General features: G+C 69.6%; 13 protein-coding genes and 1 riboswitch. Of the genes, 2 read left to right on the forward strand and 11 right to left on the reverse strand.

Features of this window, described 5'->3' with window-relative positions:
• Nucleotides 1–41 precede the first annotated feature (41 nt).
• Both P2Q00_RS16430 and P2Q00_RS16435 read right to left on the reverse strand, forming a co-directional pair.
• Nucleotides 42–1349: an SAM-dependent methyltransferase gene (locus P2Q00_RS16430; protein WP_275773267.1), complete on the reverse strand. Its 1308-nt coding sequence runs from the start codon at nucleotides 1347–1349 to the stop codon at nucleotides 42–44.
• Between the two features lie 232 nt (nucleotides 1350–1581).
• Entirely contained in the window at nucleotides 1582–2961 is a 1380-nt protein-coding gene (locus P2Q00_RS16435) for an NAD(P)/FAD-dependent oxidoreductase (protein ID WP_275773268.1), read from the reverse strand.
• A 567-nt stretch (nucleotides 2962–3528) separates the two neighbouring features.
• Between P2Q00_RS16435 and P2Q00_RS16440 the strand changes: the two genes are divergently transcribed.
• Complete coding sequence (locus P2Q00_RS16440; RefSeq protein WP_275773269.1) at nucleotides 3529–3798, forward strand: DUF3761 domain-containing protein; 270 nt, start codon at nucleotides 3529–3531, stop codon at nucleotides 3796–3798.
• A gap of 15 nt (nucleotides 3799–3813) precedes the next feature.
• Here the strand turns inward: P2Q00_RS16440 and P2Q00_RS51115 are convergent, their stop codons facing one another.
• The 5 genes from P2Q00_RS51115 to P2Q00_RS16465 all read right to left on the reverse strand — a co-directional run bounded on the left by P2Q00_RS51115 (nucleotide 3814) and on the right by P2Q00_RS16465 (nucleotide 9712).
• Nucleotides 3814–5388, reverse strand: a complete 1575-nt coding sequence (locus P2Q00_RS51115; protein WP_275773270.1) for a DUF501 domain-containing protein — start codon at nucleotides 5386–5388, stop codon at nucleotides 3814–3816.
• A 25-nt stretch (nucleotides 5389–5413) separates the two neighbouring features.
• Nucleotides 5414–5890, reverse strand: coding sequence for an FtsB family cell division protein (locus tag P2Q00_RS16450; RefSeq protein ID WP_275773271.1), 477 nt, complete (start codon nucleotides 5888–5890; stop codon nucleotides 5414–5416).
• Between the two features lie 162 nt (nucleotides 5891–6052).
• Nucleotides 6053–7339, reverse strand: a complete 1287-nt coding sequence (eno, locus tag P2Q00_RS16455; RefSeq protein WP_275773272.1) for a phosphopyruvate hydratase — start codon at nucleotides 7337–7339, stop codon at nucleotides 6053–6055.
• Nucleotides 7340–7627: 288 nt separating this feature from the next.
• Nucleotides 7628–8314 (reverse strand): LysM peptidoglycan-binding domain-containing protein, encoded by a 687-nt coding sequence (locus P2Q00_RS16460; RefSeq protein ID WP_275773273.1) that lies wholly within the window; start codon nucleotides 8312–8314, stop codon nucleotides 7628–7630.
• Between the two features lie 3 nt (nucleotides 8315–8317).
• A riboswitch (cyclic di-AMP (ydaO/yuaA leader) is annotated at nucleotides 8318–8504 on the reverse strand.
• A gap of 194 nt (nucleotides 8505–8698) precedes the next feature.
• Nucleotides 8699–9712: a LysM peptidoglycan-binding domain-containing protein gene (locus tag P2Q00_RS16465; protein WP_275773274.1), complete on the reverse strand. Its 1014-nt coding sequence runs from the start codon at nucleotides 9710–9712 to the stop codon at nucleotides 8699–8701.
• 218 nt (nucleotides 9713–9930) lie between these two features.
• Here P2Q00_RS16465 and P2Q00_RS16470 point away from each other — a divergent pair, with 218 nt between their 5' ends.
• A complete protein-coding gene (locus tag P2Q00_RS16470; protein ID WP_275773275.1) occupies nucleotides 9931–11169 on the forward strand; it encodes a cytochrome P450 family protein in 1239 nt (412 codons plus the stop codon).
• Here the strand turns inward: P2Q00_RS16470 and P2Q00_RS16475 are convergent.
• The 4 genes from P2Q00_RS16475 to P2Q00_RS16490 all read right to left on the reverse strand — a co-directional run bounded on the left by P2Q00_RS16475 (nucleotide 11134) and on the right by P2Q00_RS16490 (nucleotide 15558).
• On the reverse strand, nucleotides 11134–12165 hold the full coding sequence (locus P2Q00_RS16475; protein ID WP_275773276.1) for a nucleoside triphosphate pyrophosphohydrolase: 1032 nt from the start codon (nucleotides 12163–12165) through the stop codon (nucleotides 11134–11136). The two genes, P2Q00_RS16470 and P2Q00_RS16475, sit on opposite strands and share 36 nt — an antisense overlap.
• Before the next feature lie 135 nt (nucleotides 12166–12300).
• Nucleotides 12301–12948, reverse strand: a complete 648-nt coding sequence (locus P2Q00_RS16480; RefSeq protein ID WP_275773277.1) for a SurA N-terminal domain-containing protein — start codon at nucleotides 12946–12948, stop codon at nucleotides 12301–12303.
• A gap of 157 nt (nucleotides 12949–13105) precedes the next feature.
• Entirely contained in the window at nucleotides 13106–13930 is an 825-nt protein-coding gene (locus P2Q00_RS16485; RefSeq protein ID WP_275773278.1) for a glycoside hydrolase domain-containing protein, read from the reverse strand.
• 134 nt (nucleotides 13931–14064) lie between these two features.
• The gene (locus tag P2Q00_RS16490; protein ID WP_275773595.1) at nucleotides 14065–15558 is read right to left on the reverse strand and encodes a serine/threonine-protein kinase; all 1494 of its coding nucleotides are present in this window, start codon (nucleotides 15556–15558) and stop codon (nucleotides 14065–14067) included.
• Nucleotides 15559–15570: the final 12 nt, after the last annotated feature.

Raw genomic sequence — 15570 nt, forward strand, 5'->3', positions numbered from 1 at the left:
CCGTCCGGTGTACGGACGGGGCCCCTTCGTACGTACGGGACTCACGCACCCCAGGTCCGGGCGCGCAGCGGCATCCCGGAGTCGCCGCCCTCCGGTGTCCGCACGGCCAGCACCTGGTTGACGCCGATGCGGTTGCGCTCGAAGGCGAGGGCGCAGGCCGCCATGTACAGCCGCCAGACGCGGGCGCGGCCGGGCCCGGCCAGCCGCATCGCCCGGGCCCAGTCGGCCTCCAGATTGGCCACCCAGCGGCGCAGGGTGAGCCCGTAGTGCTCGCGGATCGCCTCCACGTCACGCACCTCGAACCCGGCCCGCTCCAACTGGCCGACGGTGCTGCCGAGGGGGGCGAGTTCACCGCCGGGAAAGACGTAGGCGTCGATGAACTCGTCGACGCTGTACGACGATTCGTCGCGCTGCGGCCGGCGTGCGATCTGGTGGTTGAGCAGCCGCCCGCCGGGCTTCAGGAGGCCGTGGAGGTCCTCGGCGTACTCCAAGTACCTTTCCTTGCCCACGTGTTCGGCCATGCCGATGGAGGCGACGGCGTCGTAGGGCCCGTCCGGGACGTCCCGGTAGTCCTGCACCCTGATCGTGACCCGGTCGGTCAGCCCTTCGTCCGCGGCGCGCTTACGGGCGTACGCGGCCTGCTCCTGCGACAGCGTGATGCCGACGACGCGCACGCCGTACCCGCGGGCGGCGTGGATGGCCAGGGAGCCCCAGCCGCAGCCGACGTCGAGAAGCCGCTGACCGGGTGTCAGGCCGAGCTTGCGGCAGATGAGTTCGAGCTTGTCGCGCTGGGCGTCCTCAAGGGTGGCACCGCGGGAGGCGTCGGGGTCGGGCCAGTACGCGCACGAGTAGACCATCGACGGGCCGAGGACGATCTCGTAGAAGTCGTTGCCGACGTCGTAGTGGTGGCTGATGGCGCGTCTGTCGCTGCGTTTGGTGTGCAGATGGGTGCGGGCCCGGCGGACCTCCTCGCGGGGCGGGGCGGGCGGCAGCGGGAGTCCGGCGACCTTCACCAGGCCGCGGGCGGCGGCGCGCACCCCGGGGTCGCGCAGCATCTGCAGCAGGCTCCTGGAGTCCTCCCCGCGCTCCCACACGTGCTCCGACATCAGATCGAGGGCGGCGTAGAGATCCCCCTCGATGTCCAGGTCCCCGGCGACCCAGGCCCGGGCGAGCCCCAGCTCTCCCGGCTTGAACAGCAGCCGCCGTACCGCCCGGCGATTGCGCACGACCAGCGCCGGCGCGCCCGGCGGCCCGGCCTGCGAACCGTCCCAGGCGCGGATGCGCACCGGGAGCGGAACCCCCAGCAACTGTTCGACGAGGCTCTTCAGCCGCAGCGCGGCGTCGGCCATGGTGCACACCTCCGTGACAACGATCCCGGAATGTCCAACACCACGTATAAACAAAATGGGCGTGCTGCGCAGTCCCCCGTTGGCGTTACGAATCCAGCCCGTCCGGCGTTTGAGGACGAGGCCGTTCAGGCCGAAGCGGGGGTCTGGGGGCGGCAGCCCCCAGGAACGCCGAAGAACCCCCTGCACCACGGATGGCAGGGGGCTCTTCGGTAAGTTCAGCGACCGCAGCCGGTCAGGAGGCCTTCGCCTCGGTCTTCTCCGGCTTCGGCACCGCAGGTACCGGCTTCGCAGCCTCGTAGAACTCCTCGCGCGGGTGCTCCATCGCACCCAGCGACACGACCTCGCGCTTGAGGAACATACCGAGGGTCCAGTCGGCGAAGACGCGGACCTTGCGGTTCCAGGTCGGCATGGCCAGACCGTGGTAGCCGCGGTGCATGTACCAGGCGAGACGGCCCTTGAGCTTGATCTTCATCTTGCCCATGACGATCATCGCGACGCCCTTGTGCAGGCCGAGACCCGCGACGGCGCCCTTGTTGCCGTGGCTGTAGTCCTTCTGCGGGAAGCCCCGCATACCGGAGATCACGTTGTCCCCGAGGACCTTGGCCTGACGCAGCGCGTGCTGGGCGTTCGGCGGGCACCAGGCGTTCTCGTTGCCCGCCTTGCGGCCGACGAGGTCCGGGACCTGGGCGTTGTCGCCGGCGGCCCAGATGTAGTCGGTGCCCTGGACCTGGAGGGTCGGGGCGCAGTCGACGTGACCGCGGGGGCCGAGCGGCAGGCCGTAGCGGGACAGGACCGGGTTCGGCTTGACGCCGGCCGTCCACACGATGGTGTTGGAGTCGACCTCGAGGCCGTTCTTCAGCACCACGTGCCCGTCCACGCACGAGTCCATGGAGGTGGAGAGGTAGATCTCCACACCGCGGCTCTCCAGGTGCTCCTTGCCGTAGGCGCCCAGCTTGGGGCCGACCTCGGGAAGGATCTTGTCGGCGGCATCGACGAGGATGAAGCGCATGTCCTCGCGGGACACGGTCTTGTAGTACTTGGCCGCGTCCCGGGCCAGGTCCTCGACCTCACCGATGGTCTCCGCACCGGCGAAGCCGCCGCCGACGAAGACGAAGGTGAGCGCCTTGCGACGGATCTCCTCGTCGGTGGTGGAGTCGGCCTTGTCCAGCTGCTCAAGAACGTGGTTGCGCAGGCCGATGGCCTCCTCGACGCCCTTCATACCGATGCCCTGCTCGGCGAGGCCGGGGATCGGGAAGGTGCGGGAGACCGCGCCGAGCGCGATCACCAGGTAGTCGAAGGGCAGCTCGTACGCCTCGCCGACCAGCGGCGCGACGGTGGCGACCTTGCGGTCCTGGTCGATGGTGGTGACCCGGCCGGTGAGAACCTCCGCCTTCGGCAGCACGCGTCGCAGCGGGACGACGACGTGGCGCGGGGAGATGTTGCCGGCGGCGGTTTCGGGAAGGAAGGGCTGGTAGGTCATGTACGACCGGGGGTCGACGACCGTGACGGTCGCCTCTCCGTAGCGCATCTTCTTCTGGATACGCCGAGCTGCGTACAGGCCTACGTACCCACCGCCTACTACGAGGATCCTGGGACGCTCCGTGGTGCTCATGCCATCGAGTATCCACCTGCCCCAGGGGGGTCGCTCGTGCGCCCCTTCACAAGCTCTTGCAGGGGGTGTGTTATCCTCCGCGACTCGCTCACACGGGCCACGTCGCGGCGGGGGTTCCCCGGACCGGTACGTCCCGTTGTCAATGCCGCGTGAGCTGCCTCTCCGAGTCTCCGAAGGTGTCGTGAGCCTTCCGCAACACCCCTTCGTGAGCACCTTCCACGGAAGCTTCTCACACCCCTTCTGAACACGTTCAAGGGCCTGTTGGACCCCCGGAAGGCCCAACCGGCCCCTTTTCGTGCTTCCACAGGGCGGAATTCCTTGTGAAGAACTTCACGAACTTTCCTGGCGGCGTGTCGCCAAGAGGCCCCGAAAGGCCCCCTGGGACATGCTCATACGCTATCCGACCTGCTCGTCCGAGAGCTACCGATCGGTAACAATCGAGACCTACGACACGGCCCAACCGACGGGGATGGAGCTCGCCTCCACGACTTACTCCGATAAAGACCACAAGTCGCTCACATCGCTATAAGCTCCCGCTGCCACGCACTCCAAGGGGGAGGAACTCTTATGCGCGCACGTCTTGCTGCCTCGGCGATCACCGTCGCCCTGGCCGGCGTCCTCATCAGCGCACCGACCGCTTCCGCGGCCACTCTGCCGCCCACCAACACGTCCCACCACTGCGTCCACCACACCACCGGCGTATGCGGCTGGACGCACCACCAGAGGCCGAAGGACAAGTACGAGACGGCGAAGTGCAAGGACGCCACCCTGTCCTACTCACGGCACTCGCAGGGCACCTGTTCGCGCCACCACGGCGTCCGGTACTGGTTCAAGTAGGCCGCCGCCGGATCGTCAGACGCCTTCCGCCACCTTGAAGGCGATCCCGTCGAGGATGTCGTGCTCGCTCACCACGACCTCCTCCGCACCGATCCGTTCCATGATCGACAGCAGTACGAGGGCCCCCGCGGCGATGACGTCGACGCGCCCCGGGTGCATGGAGGGGACGGCCGCGCGCTCGGCGTGGGTGGAGTGCAGCAGCCACTCGGTGATCTCGCGGACCTTGTCGCGGGAGATACGGGAGTGGTGGATGCGCTCCGAGTCGTACTCGGGCAGCTCCTGCGCGATCGACGACACCGTGGTGACGGACCCGGCGAGCCCGACCAGGGTGCGGGCCTCGCACAGCGGGACCGTCTCCTCGGCGAGGTCGAGGGCACGCTCGATGTCGGCCCGCATGGCCGCGATCTGCTCCTCGGTGGGCGGGTCGGTGACGGCGCCGTCCCGGACGAGGTGCCGCTCGGTCATCCGCACGCATCCGACGTCGACGGAGCGCGCGGCACGGACGTGCTCCTCGCCCACGACGAACTCGGTCGAGCCGCCGCCGATGTCCACGACCAGGAAGGGCCGGGCGAGGTCGTCACGCCCCTTCAGTTCCTTGGTCGCCCCCGTGAAGGAGAACTCGGCCTCCTGGTCGCCGGAGATGACCTCGGGCTCGACACCCAGGATGTCCACGACGCCCCGTACGAACTCGTCGCGGTTGGAGGCGTCCCGGGAGGCCGAGGTGGCCACGAACCGCACCTTCTCGGCGCCCAGTTCGCGGATCGTCTCCGCGTAGTCGCGGCACGCCGCGAACGTCCGCTCCAGCGCCTCGGGGGCCAGCCGGCCGGTGCGGTCCACGTCCTGGCCGAGCCGCACGATGGTCATGCGCCGGTCGAGCTCCAGCAGCTCACCGGTGGCCGGGTTGACGTCCGCGACCAGCAGGCGGATGGAGTTCGTACCGCAGTCCACGGCGGCGACCCGGCTGAAGCCTTCGGGGACGAGAGGGGCGTACGCGAAGAAGCTGCTGCGGATCGCGGTGGGGTCGGTGACCTCGCCCTGCGCCTCGCCGGGGAGCTCGTCCGCCGGGTCGGGCGCCTGAAGCGGCTGCACGCACGGCCCCTTGAGCCACCACTCCGGCAGCATCGCGATCGCCTCGTCGCCCAGCGGGTTGACGCCCGGGCCCGCGGCCAGGGAGTGGCCCACCAGTACGTGCAGGCACTTCACCCGGTCCGGCATGCCGCCCGCGCTGGGGAAGCCCTCCAGGACCTCGATGGCGTCACGGCGCGCGATGTAGTCCTCGTGCGCGGCGCGGTACGCGGCCGCGAGCTCCGGGTCGGTCCCCAGCCGCTCCGTCATCTCCTTCATGACGCCGTTCGCCTCCAGCGTGCCGATCGCCGAGGCGGCGCGGGGACACGTCAGGTAGTACGTCGTCGGGAAGGGCGTGCCGTCGGGCAGCCGCGGCGCCGTCTCGACGACGTCCGGCTGACCGCACGGGCAGCGGTGCGCAATGGCGCGCAGCCCGCGCGGCGGCCGCCCGAGCTGCTGCTTGAAGGCCTCGACGTCGGCGTCGGTGGGCTCGGTGCGCGGGGTGGGCGGCGGGGGCGTATCCATGCCTGTACTGAATTCCTCTGTCGGTTCACTGGGCGGAGGCGTCGGACTTGTCGACCCCGTCCCAGACGTTCGTGTACCAGGGGCGGTGGCCCGCGCCCTGCTCGAAGCGGGACTGCCTGGCCGCGTTCGGGTCGATCACGACGTAGCTCGTCTCGCCGGGCAGCACGTAGTGCAGCCGCTCCCGGATCTGCTGCTCGGCGTATGCGTCGTCCTGCCAGCGCGCCTTCAGGTCGCGCAGCTGCTCGACCCGCGCCGCGGCCTGCTCCTTCTCCCGCTGGAGATCGGCGATCTGGGAGCGCTGGGAGACGTACTGCCTTATGGGGTAGGCGAGGGCCACCACCATCGAGCACAGGACCAGGGCAAGCAGCGCCGCCCGGCCGGTCAGCCGGGAGCGGCGGGCCTGCCGTTTGGTCTGGGAGCGGTAGACAACGGCCGCCGTCTGCTCGCCCAGCAGCCTGATCCTGGTCGCGGTGGAGAACCGGTCCCGGTCCTTCACGGCCATGTTCCCCGCCTCCCGTTCACACGCGCGTACGTCCCCGCACACGGTACGGGACCGGTACGGGGACGTACGTACGACTGGCGCAGGCTTAACCCTTTACGGTTCAGCCCTTGAGGGGTCAGCCCTTGCTGTGCTCATGGTCCGCAGAGCGGACGTGGGGAAGGCTCAGCCCTTGAAGCGCGGGAACGCGCTGCGGCCGGCGTACTCCGCGGCGTCGTCGAGGATCTCCTCGATGCGCAGCAGCTGGTTGTACTTGGCGACGCGGTCCGAGCGGGCCGGGGCGCCGGTCTTGATCTGGCCGCAGTTCACCGCGACCGCGAGGTCGGCGATGGTGACGTCCTCGGTCTCGCCGGAGCGGTGGGACATCATGCACTTGAAGCCGTTGCGCTGGGCCATCTCGACGGCGTCGAGGGTCTCGGTCAGCGAGCCGATCTGGTTCACCTTGACGAGCAGGGCGTTGGCGGAGCCCTCCTCGATGCCACGGGCCAGGCGCTCCGGGTTGGTGACGAACAGGTCGTCGCCGACGATCTGGACCTTGTCGCCCAGCTTGTCGGTGATGACCTTCCAGCCGGCCCAGTCGTCCTCGAACAGCGGGTCCTCGATGGAGACGAGCGGGTAGGCCGCCACGAGCTCCTCGTAGTACTCGGTCATCTCGGCGGCCGAGCGGGACTTGCCCTCGAACTCGTACTTGCCGTCCTTGTAGAACTCGGACGCGGCGACGTCGAGCGCGAGCGCGATCTGCTCGCCGGGGATGTAACCGGCCTGCTTGATGGCCTCGAGGATGAGGTCGAGGGCGGCGCGGTTGGACTCCAGGTTCGGGGCGAAGCCGCCCTCGTCGCCGAGGCCGGTGGACAGGCCCTTGGTCTTCAGCACCTTCTTGAGGGTGTGGTAGACCTCGGCGCCCCAGCGCAGGGCCTCGGAGAAGGACTCCGCGCCGATCGGGGCGATCATGAACTCCTGGATGTCCACGTTGGAGTCCGCGTGCGAGCCGCCGTTGAGGATGTTCATCATCGGGACGGGCAGCAGGTGCGCGTTCGGGCCACCGAGGTAGCGGAACAGCGGCAGGTCGGACGCCTCGGAGGCGGCGTGGGCGACGGCGAGGGAGACGCCGAGGATGGCGTTGGCGCCGAGGGAGCCCTTGTTGTCGGTGGCGTCCAGGTCGAACATGGCCTGGTCGATCAGGCGCTGCTCGGTGGCGTCGTAGCCGACCAGCTCCGGGCCGATCTGCTCGATGACGGCGAGGACGGCCTTCTCGACACCCTTGCCCTGGTAGCGGTTGGGGTCACCGTCGCGGAGCTCGATGGCCTCGAAGGCGCCCGTGGAGGCGCCGGACGGGACGGCGGCACGACCCGTGCTGCCGTCGTCGAGGCCGACCTCGACCTCGACCGTGGGGTTGCCTCGGGAGTCCAGGATTTCCCGGGCTACGACGACGTCGATGGACGGCACGAGCATCTCCTTCTTCAATGTGACGCGGCTGCGGCAGTAGCGCAGTGGCTCTGCGAGACGAGCCTAACCGCCTCCGGCCGATCGGCCACGTTGCCGACCACGCCTTGGGCAGAACCGAGAGTAAATTGTTTCCGAACGGAACAAAGCGTGGGGGCAAAAAGAACCCCGCCCCGGTGCGTACGGGGGAAGACGCACCGGAGCGGGGAGCCCGTGGGGACGGGGGAGGCCCTCACGTGCCCTCCATGCTGGAGGACACGGCTGTCAGGGCGCTGTGGTTCAGCTACCAGCCCTCTATTACTTGAGGTGCAGCTGCTGACCCGGGTAGATGAGGTTGGCGTCCTCGACGATGTCCTTGTTCAGCTTGAACAGCTTCTGCCAGCCGCCCTTGACGCCGTGCTTCTCGGCGATCGAGCTGAGGGTGTCGCCCTTGACGACCTTGTACTCGCCGTCGCCCTTCTTGACCTTCTTGCCGGTCGGGGTGGTGACGGTCTTCGTCGACTTCTTGACCGTCGGGCGCTCGGCGGAGCGGGAGGCGCTCTGCTCGGAGGAGTGGCTGCTGGTGGAGGACGAGCTGCTGGAGCTGCTCGACGCGCTGCCACCGTTGTAGGCGGCGCCGGACAGGCCCGTGCCGCAGACCGGCCAGGCGCCCTTGCCCTGGGCGGCGAGGACCTTCTCGGCGACGGTTATCTGCTGCGCCTTGCTGGCCTGGTTGGCGGTGGAGGCGTACTGCGTGCCGCCGTACGCGGCCCAGGTGGAGGCGGAGAACTGCAGGCCGCCGTAGTAGCCGTTGCCGGTGTTGATGGACCAGTTGCCGCCGGACTCGCACTGGGCGACCGTGTCCCACTCGGAGGCGGTGGCGGCGGAGGCGTTGCCGGCCGCCATCAGCGGGGCGGCGATGGCGACACCGGTGACGCCGGCCAGCGCGGCGACGCGGGTGGCCTTGGACGGACGGCGGTGCTTGCCCTTGCCGGAAAACAGCATGGTTCATCCCCTCACCGACGCCTGCGAGGTGAGCTGTCGGGTTAGGGCCGGTTGAGTTGCCCTGCCACGCACCTCCCGGTGCGCCGCTTCACCCCAAGCCGGTTCCGGCTGCCTTCGGCCATACGGCCTCAACTGCCGGACCCGGCACTTACCTTGGGTCCCCCGCTCCTGCCTACGGCGCTTTACGCGACGACTGTTCCCGTACGGCCGCTGGCAGGATTCGGCGTTGCGGCAGCCGGGGCTCGTGGTGACGAGCGGTGACGACGGTAGACATGCGATCGGGGGAATTTCAAAGACGATCAGGGCTTCTGAGACTCATCCCACACTTTCACCAAAGTGGACATTCGGCGCGAAGTGTGACGCGAACTCCAGCTGGATTTCGCCCTATTCGACACCGAGTTGCAGGGTCTGACCGGCGACGATGTGGTTCGGGTCGGTACCGATCGCCTTCTTGTTCTCGGCGTAGAGCGCCCGCCATCCACCGTGGAGGTCAAGGGAGTCGGCGATGGAGGCGAGGGTGTCGCCGGCATGGACGGTGTACGTGTCGTCCGCGCGACTGTCCGCCTTGGTCTCACCCTTGGTCTCGTCGGCGCTGGTGCCGCGGTGGCGGCCGGTGCCGATCGCACCGGTGTCGACGAGGCTCCAAGAGCCCACCGCCTGCTCGGACTTGTCCGAGTCATCACCTTTCGCCTGGTCTGTGGACGAGCTGTCGCCGCCCCGTGAGTTGCCCGTGGCCTTCTCGGACGGGGAGGTGGAAGGCGAGGCGGATGTGCCGGATTCGGATGAGTTGTCCGTCGCGTCCGCAGACGCCGAAGGGGAGGCACCGGAGGACGAGTCGGAGGAAGAATCCGAGGACGAATCCGACGAAGTGGACCCGCCGGACACATCACTCGACGAGTTGGACAGTCCATTGGACAGGCCGGTGGAGTCGGATGCCCCGGATGAATCGGATGAGTCCGACGAACCGGAACCAGAACCGGAACCGCCGTCCAGCACACCCGTGTCGACGTCGGCCGAACCCGAGTCCTTGGTCAGCCCGGAGGTCAGTCCGCAGGTGTGGAAGGCGCCGACGCCCTGGTCGTCCAGGAGCTTCTCGGCGACGGCTATCTGCTGGTTGCGGCTGGCCAGGTCGGCGCTGGGGGCGTAGTCGAGGCCGCCGTACTTCTCCCAGTTCTCCTGGGTCAACTGGAGCCCGCCGTAGAACCCGTTGCCGCTGTTCTCGCTCCAGGAGCCGCTGGTCTCGCACTGCGCCACCTTGTCCCACGTGGTGCCGTCGGCGGCGCTGGCGCCGCTCGCGGCGAAGAGCGGGATCGCGATGGCGGAGCCGGTCACTCCGGCCGCGACGAGGAGAGCCGGAGCCTGACGGGGGCGACGGTGTCGACCGTTCCCGGAGAGCATGCGGAGGCCTTTCGCGAGACAGCAGTGACCGCGCGGCGCATGACACCGACAGGCGTTCGAAACCACCGCGCTGGTCCGGAAACGTATCTGCTGCCGATCACTTGTCACAAGTTAATGCCGCGTAGATCACGTGAAGATCACAGACTTGAGCGCGTGTCACCTTTGACCGGTCCGCCGCGGCCGCGCATTCACCGCCGAGCTCCGGATACGGTCGTCCTGTGAACGTCCCGAACACCGCCCCCGAACTCTTCACCTGGGAATTCGCCGGCGACCCGTACCCGGCCTACGCCTGGCTGCGCGAGCACTCCCCCGTCCACTGGACGAAACTTCCCAGCGGGGTCGAGGCATGGCTGGTCACGCGCTACGACGACGCGCGTCAGGCGCTCGCGGACGGACGGCTGTCCAAGAACCCCGACCATCACGCCGAGGACGCGGAGGCCAAGGGCAGGACCGGCATCCCGGGTGAACGCAGCGCCAATCTGATGACGCATCTGCTCAATATCGACCCGCCGGACCACACCCGGCTGCGCCGCCTCGTCTCCAAGGCGTTCACCCCACGCCGGGTGGCCGAATTCGCCCCGCGCGTACAGGAGTTGACGGACGACCTCATCGACCGGTTCGCGCCGCGGGGCGAGGCCGATCTGATCCACGACTTCGCGTTCCCCCTCCCCATCTACGCGATCTGCGACCTGCTCGGTGTCCCCCGCGAGGACCAGGACGACTTCCGCGACTGGGCGGGGATGATGATCCGGCACGGCGGGGGCCCGCGCGGCGGTGTCGCGCGCTCCGTGAAGAAGATCCGCGGCTATCTCGCCGAACTCATCCACCGTAAGCGGGGCGACCTCGGCGAGGACCTGATCTCTGGCCTGATCCGCGCCTCCGACCACGGCGAACACCTCACCGAGAACGAGGCCGCCGCGATGTGCTTCGTGCTTCTCTTCGCCGGCTTCGAAACCACCATCAACCTGATCGGTAACGGGACATATGCGCTTTTGCGCAACCCCGGACAGCGGCACCGGCTCCAGGAGTCGATCGAGCGCGGCGAGACCGCACTGCTCGACACCGGTATAGAGGAGCTGCTCCGCTACGACGGCCCCGTGGAACTGGCCACCTGGCGCTTCGCCACCGAGCCCCTGACGATCGGCGGGCAGCGCATCGCCACCGGCGACCCCGTCCTGGTCGTCCTGGCCGCGGCGGACCGCGACCCGGCACGGTTCGCGCAGCCCGACGCGCTCGATCTCTCCCGCCGGGACAACCAGCACCTCGGATACGGCCACGGCATCCACTACTGCCTCGGCGCCCCGCTGGCCCGTCTCGAAGGCCGCACCGCCCTGGAGACACTGCTGCGCCGCCTGCCCGACCTGGAGCTCGCCGCCGACCCCGCCGATCTGCGCTGGCGGGGCGGGCTCATCATGCGCGGCCTACGGGACCTGCCCGTGCGGTTCACCGCCGCCTGACCGGCCCCGGTCCTCCGTCTCCGTCTGTCTGATCGCATCCCGGTAGGCCCGGGCGGCCGCCCGGAGCGCCGCCTCCGGGTCCACGCCGTCGGCCTCGGCACGCACCGCCAGCGCGAGCAACTCGTAACCGACGCCCTCGACTTGGGGCAGCGGGACATCGAGTCCTGCCGTCCGCACTCGTGACGCCAGCTTCGACGCGAGGGCCAGGCCCGGCTGTCCCAGGGGGATGCCCTCCGTCACCGAGGTGCGCTGCTTCTCTATCGCCTTGGTGCGCAGCCAGTGCTCCTTGACCTCCTCGGGCGTCGACGCCGTCTCGTCGCCGAAGACATGCGGGTGGCGGTGGATCAGCTTGGTGACGATGCCGGCGGCCACGTCGTCGATGGAGAAGGGGGCGGCCCCGTCCTCGGCACGGCCTTCCTCGGCGATACGGGCGTGGAAGACGACCTGCAGCAGGACGTCACCGAGCTCCTCGCGGAGCTCGTCGCGGTCGCCCTCCTCGATCGCCTCGACGAGCTCGTACGCCTCCTCGATGCCGTACTTGGCCAGGCCCTTGTGGGTCTGCTGGGACGACCACGGGCACTCGGCGCGGATGCGGTCCATGACCTGGACGAGGTCCAGGAGGCGGGCGCCCGGGAGGTCGTAGGAGGCGGGGAGCAGCTCCAGGTCCGGCATCTGTATGCGTCCGGAGCCGGCGAGGCGGGCCAGGCCGTCGGTGAGGGCCGGTTCGCCCTCGCCGGTCGCGACCACGACGACCGTACGGCCGCCGGCGCACGTGTCGACCAGCTCCTCGGCGGTGGGGGCCGCCTCGTCGACCCGTACGCCCGCCTCCCGCAGATACGGCAGCTGCGGGTGGGCGCCGTCCGCGCACAGCACCCGGTCGGCGGCGTGCAGGGCCTGCCAGGCGGGCCAGGACAGCAGGCCGGGCGCGACGCGGTGGCTGGTGGTGAGCAGGACGATGCGGCCGGGGGCGGCCTCTTCGGAGCTGGTTGCGTTCACGATCCGAACGTAACGCACCCCGCCGACAGCCCCGGAAGTTGTCCACAGGGCTGTGGTCCGGCGGGGCCGTTGTCCACAGGGCGTTTTCCGACGGCCGGGCGGCTCTGCCGGACCGCTATGCCGTCTTACGTCGTCTTACGTCGCCTGCTGCGTCCCGGTCGTCGTGACCTCTCGTACCCATGGGGTCTTGGCGTCGACGCGGCTGCTCTTCTGGACGTCCCAGGTGCCGTAGCGCGGGTTGACGTCGACGTGGAGTTCCCTGGACGCCTTCGACAGGGCGTTCCAGAAGGCCGGCTTGCTGGTGTCGGCGCCGAGTGCCTGCGCCAGCTTCTGGGCCTCGAGCTGGAGGCGCAGGTTGTCGTCGAGACGCTTCGGGGCGACGCCGTACTGCTGCAGCCAGGCCGTTTCCAGCGCCTTGGAGCCGCCGACCTGCTGCTCCAGGCCGGAGCGCATCTGCTGGACTTCCTTGGGGGTGACGGTGACGCCCGCGTCCCGGGCGGCACGCAGCAGCACCCGGTCGATGACCATCCCGTGGAGGGTGTCGCGGGTGAGGCCGGCGGTCTGCGCGACGGCCTGCTTGTACTGCGCGTCGTCCTTCACGGCCGCCCGCTGTGCGGTGCGCACCTCGTTCACCCGGGTCTCCAGCTCCGCCACGGTGATCCGCTGACCGCCGACGACGGCTGCCGCACCGGGGTGCTCAGCGCTTCCGCAGGCGGTGAGGAGGGGGGCCGCGGCGGCGATCGCGGCGGTGAGGACGAGCGCGGTGCGACGGCGGCGGTGCAAGGAAGCCTCCCGAGGAGATTGTGCGGCGGTGCACAAAGTCTTGCGGTGATCGATGGTAGGCAGTGGGTCGGCTGTGGCCAACCCATTCGACCAACGATTCACGGCGACTTCGGGCACCGCCGCGCCCCCGCAGCGCGTACGCGCGCGCGTGCCGGGGTCAGCTCGTGATCGCCACCGGGGCGTCCCAGGCGTCGCGGTCCACGGTGATCGTGTACCCGTTCCGCGTCTCCTTGCTGTTGACCAGGTACTGGTGGGCGCGGCTGTGGTCGGTGAACTGGGTGGAGCCCCACGGCCAGTCCGTGGTCGTGGTGTTCTGCTTGTCCCACAGGGCGTACCAGAGGTTGCCCGGCAGGTCGGTCTTGTCGGTCGCGGTGGCGATCGCCTTGGCGCTGGAGCTGGTGAAGCCGTAGTAGCCGGTGCGGTACGTCTTGGCGTGCAGCTCCTTGTCGAAGGCGCGCACATACGTCAGCACGGCGTTGTTGCAGGACGTGTTCGTGGTGTCGTACGACTCCATGTCCAGGTAGATCGGGCTGCCGGCCTTGATACCGAGCGCCGAGGCCTTGGCCACCGCGTCGTCCGCCTCGCTCTTGCCGACGGTCGCGGCGGTGGAGGCGCTGATCTTCTCGGAGCCGCCGGATCCGCAGGACGGCTGGGCGCCGACGTAGAGCGGGATGAGTTTCCAGCCGACCGTGCTGACCGACTTCACCCAGGAGGCGTTCAGGTTGGGCTGGGGGCAGCCTCGGTTCTTGCCGCCGATGTAGACGGCGGCGGCGCCGTAGAAGCCGGTGTGCCAGGCCTTCATCGCGGCGAGGGAGGGTGCGGCGCAGGTGTCGAAGGCGCGTCCGGTGTATGTCTTCTGCGCGGGCCAGGTGGTGGCGGCCATGGAGGTCTGCGCGGCGATGCCCGCTCCGGCGACGACTGCGGCACCGGCGACGGCCCACGTGATGTGTCTGCGCTTCCTGGACTGCCGATGTCCTGCCATGTGTACCCCACCCTGGTTGTGCGTTGCCTGGCGTAAAACGAACGGCAACGTATCCGGCACCACTCATGTGTTCGGGAAACATAAGCCCCGCAAGATCACAAGATTCTCCCAGGGCACGGCAAAATCCACCGGCCCTAGCCGCGCACCTGCCCCAGCCACTGCAGCGTCCTGCGGATCTCCGCGGCGAGCGGGTGCCCGGGTCCGCGCAGTCGCTCCACGTCCATCAGCAGTCGCGCCAGGGTTTCGTGGGCGGCCCCGCGGTCGCCGAGGGCGAGCAGGAGGTGGCCGATGCGGCGGCGGACGTCGTGGGCGAGCTCGGGGTCGCCGGCCACGTACTGGTTCTCGTAGTACGGCAGCAGCGAGCGGTACTCGGCGAGCGCCGCGGCCGGTTCACCGAGCGACTCCAGGCACTGTGCGGCCTCGTAGCGGAAGCGCAGCGACTGGGGGTCGGCCTGGCCGGCCTCGGCGGCGCGTTCGTCGGCGAGGCGGCGCAGTTCGGGCAGCGCGCGCCGGTACTGGCCGTCGTCCATGAGGGTGGCCGCGTACTGCTTGCGCAGGGTGCGTACGACCGGGGAGTGCTCGCCGTGCTGTTCGGCGGCGGCGGGCAGGATCGCGCCGAGGATGTCGACGGCCTGGGTGATGCGACCCTCGCCGAGGAGGCGCTTGACTTCGTCGACGGCGCGGGCGACGTCCGGTTTCTCCGCCTTCTCCGCTCTCTCGACCGCCGGGGCGGGCTGGGGCGCGGGGGTACGCGCGCGGTCCGGCCAGGGGGCGTGCGGGCGTAGGAAGGGACGCGTGGGGTCCAGGGGCGCCCCGGTGGGCGTCCCGCGCGCGGGCAGCAGCAGCTCCAGGTGCTCGTAGACCTCCTGGGCGGAGGCGGGGCGGTGCAGCGGGTCCTTGGCGAGCAGGCGCAGGACGAGGGTTTCGAGCGCCTCGGGGACTTCGGGGCGGATACGGCGCACGGGGACCGGCGGCTCGTACAGGTGCCGGTGCAGTACGCCGAGTGCCGTCGAGCCTGCGAACGGGACGTCGCCGCTGAGGAGTTCGTGCAGCAGCACACCGAGTGCGTACAGGTCGGTGTACGGGCCGACCGCGCCGCCCATGGCCTGCTCGGGCGCCATGTAGGCGGGCGAGCCTATGGGCGTGCCGGTGTGGGTGAGACGGGTGGTGTCGGCGTCCATGACGGAGGCGACGCCCAGGTCGAGGACGGTGACCGTGCCGTCCTGCTTCACCATCACATTGCGCGGCTTGAGGTCGCGGTGGACGATCGGCACGGCGTGCACGGCGCTCAGCACGGCGCACAGTTGCGCGGCGACCGCGACCGCCCACTGCCACGGGTACGGGTCGTGCTCGGCAAGGTGGTCGGACAGATCCGCACCGTCGACGTACTGCATGACGAGGAACAACTCCTCGCCCTCGCTGCCCGCGTCGTGCACCGTGACCAGGCCGGGGTGGTCGACCTGCGCGGTGACCCGGCACTCGCGCACGAAGCGGCGGCGCAGTTCGTCGGCCTCCTGCCCGGCCACCTTGTCGGGGCGCAGCAGCTTCACCGCCACCCGCCGGTCGAGCCGCCCGTCGTACGCCGTCCAGACCTGGCCCATGCCGCCCTGCCCGATGAGCGTGGACAGCGCATAGCGGCC

The organism is Streptomyces coacervatus, assembly GCF_029223485.1.
Taxonomy (GTDB): domain Bacteria; phylum Actinomycetota; class Actinomycetes; order Streptomycetales; family Streptomycetaceae; genus Streptomyces; species Streptomyces coacervatus.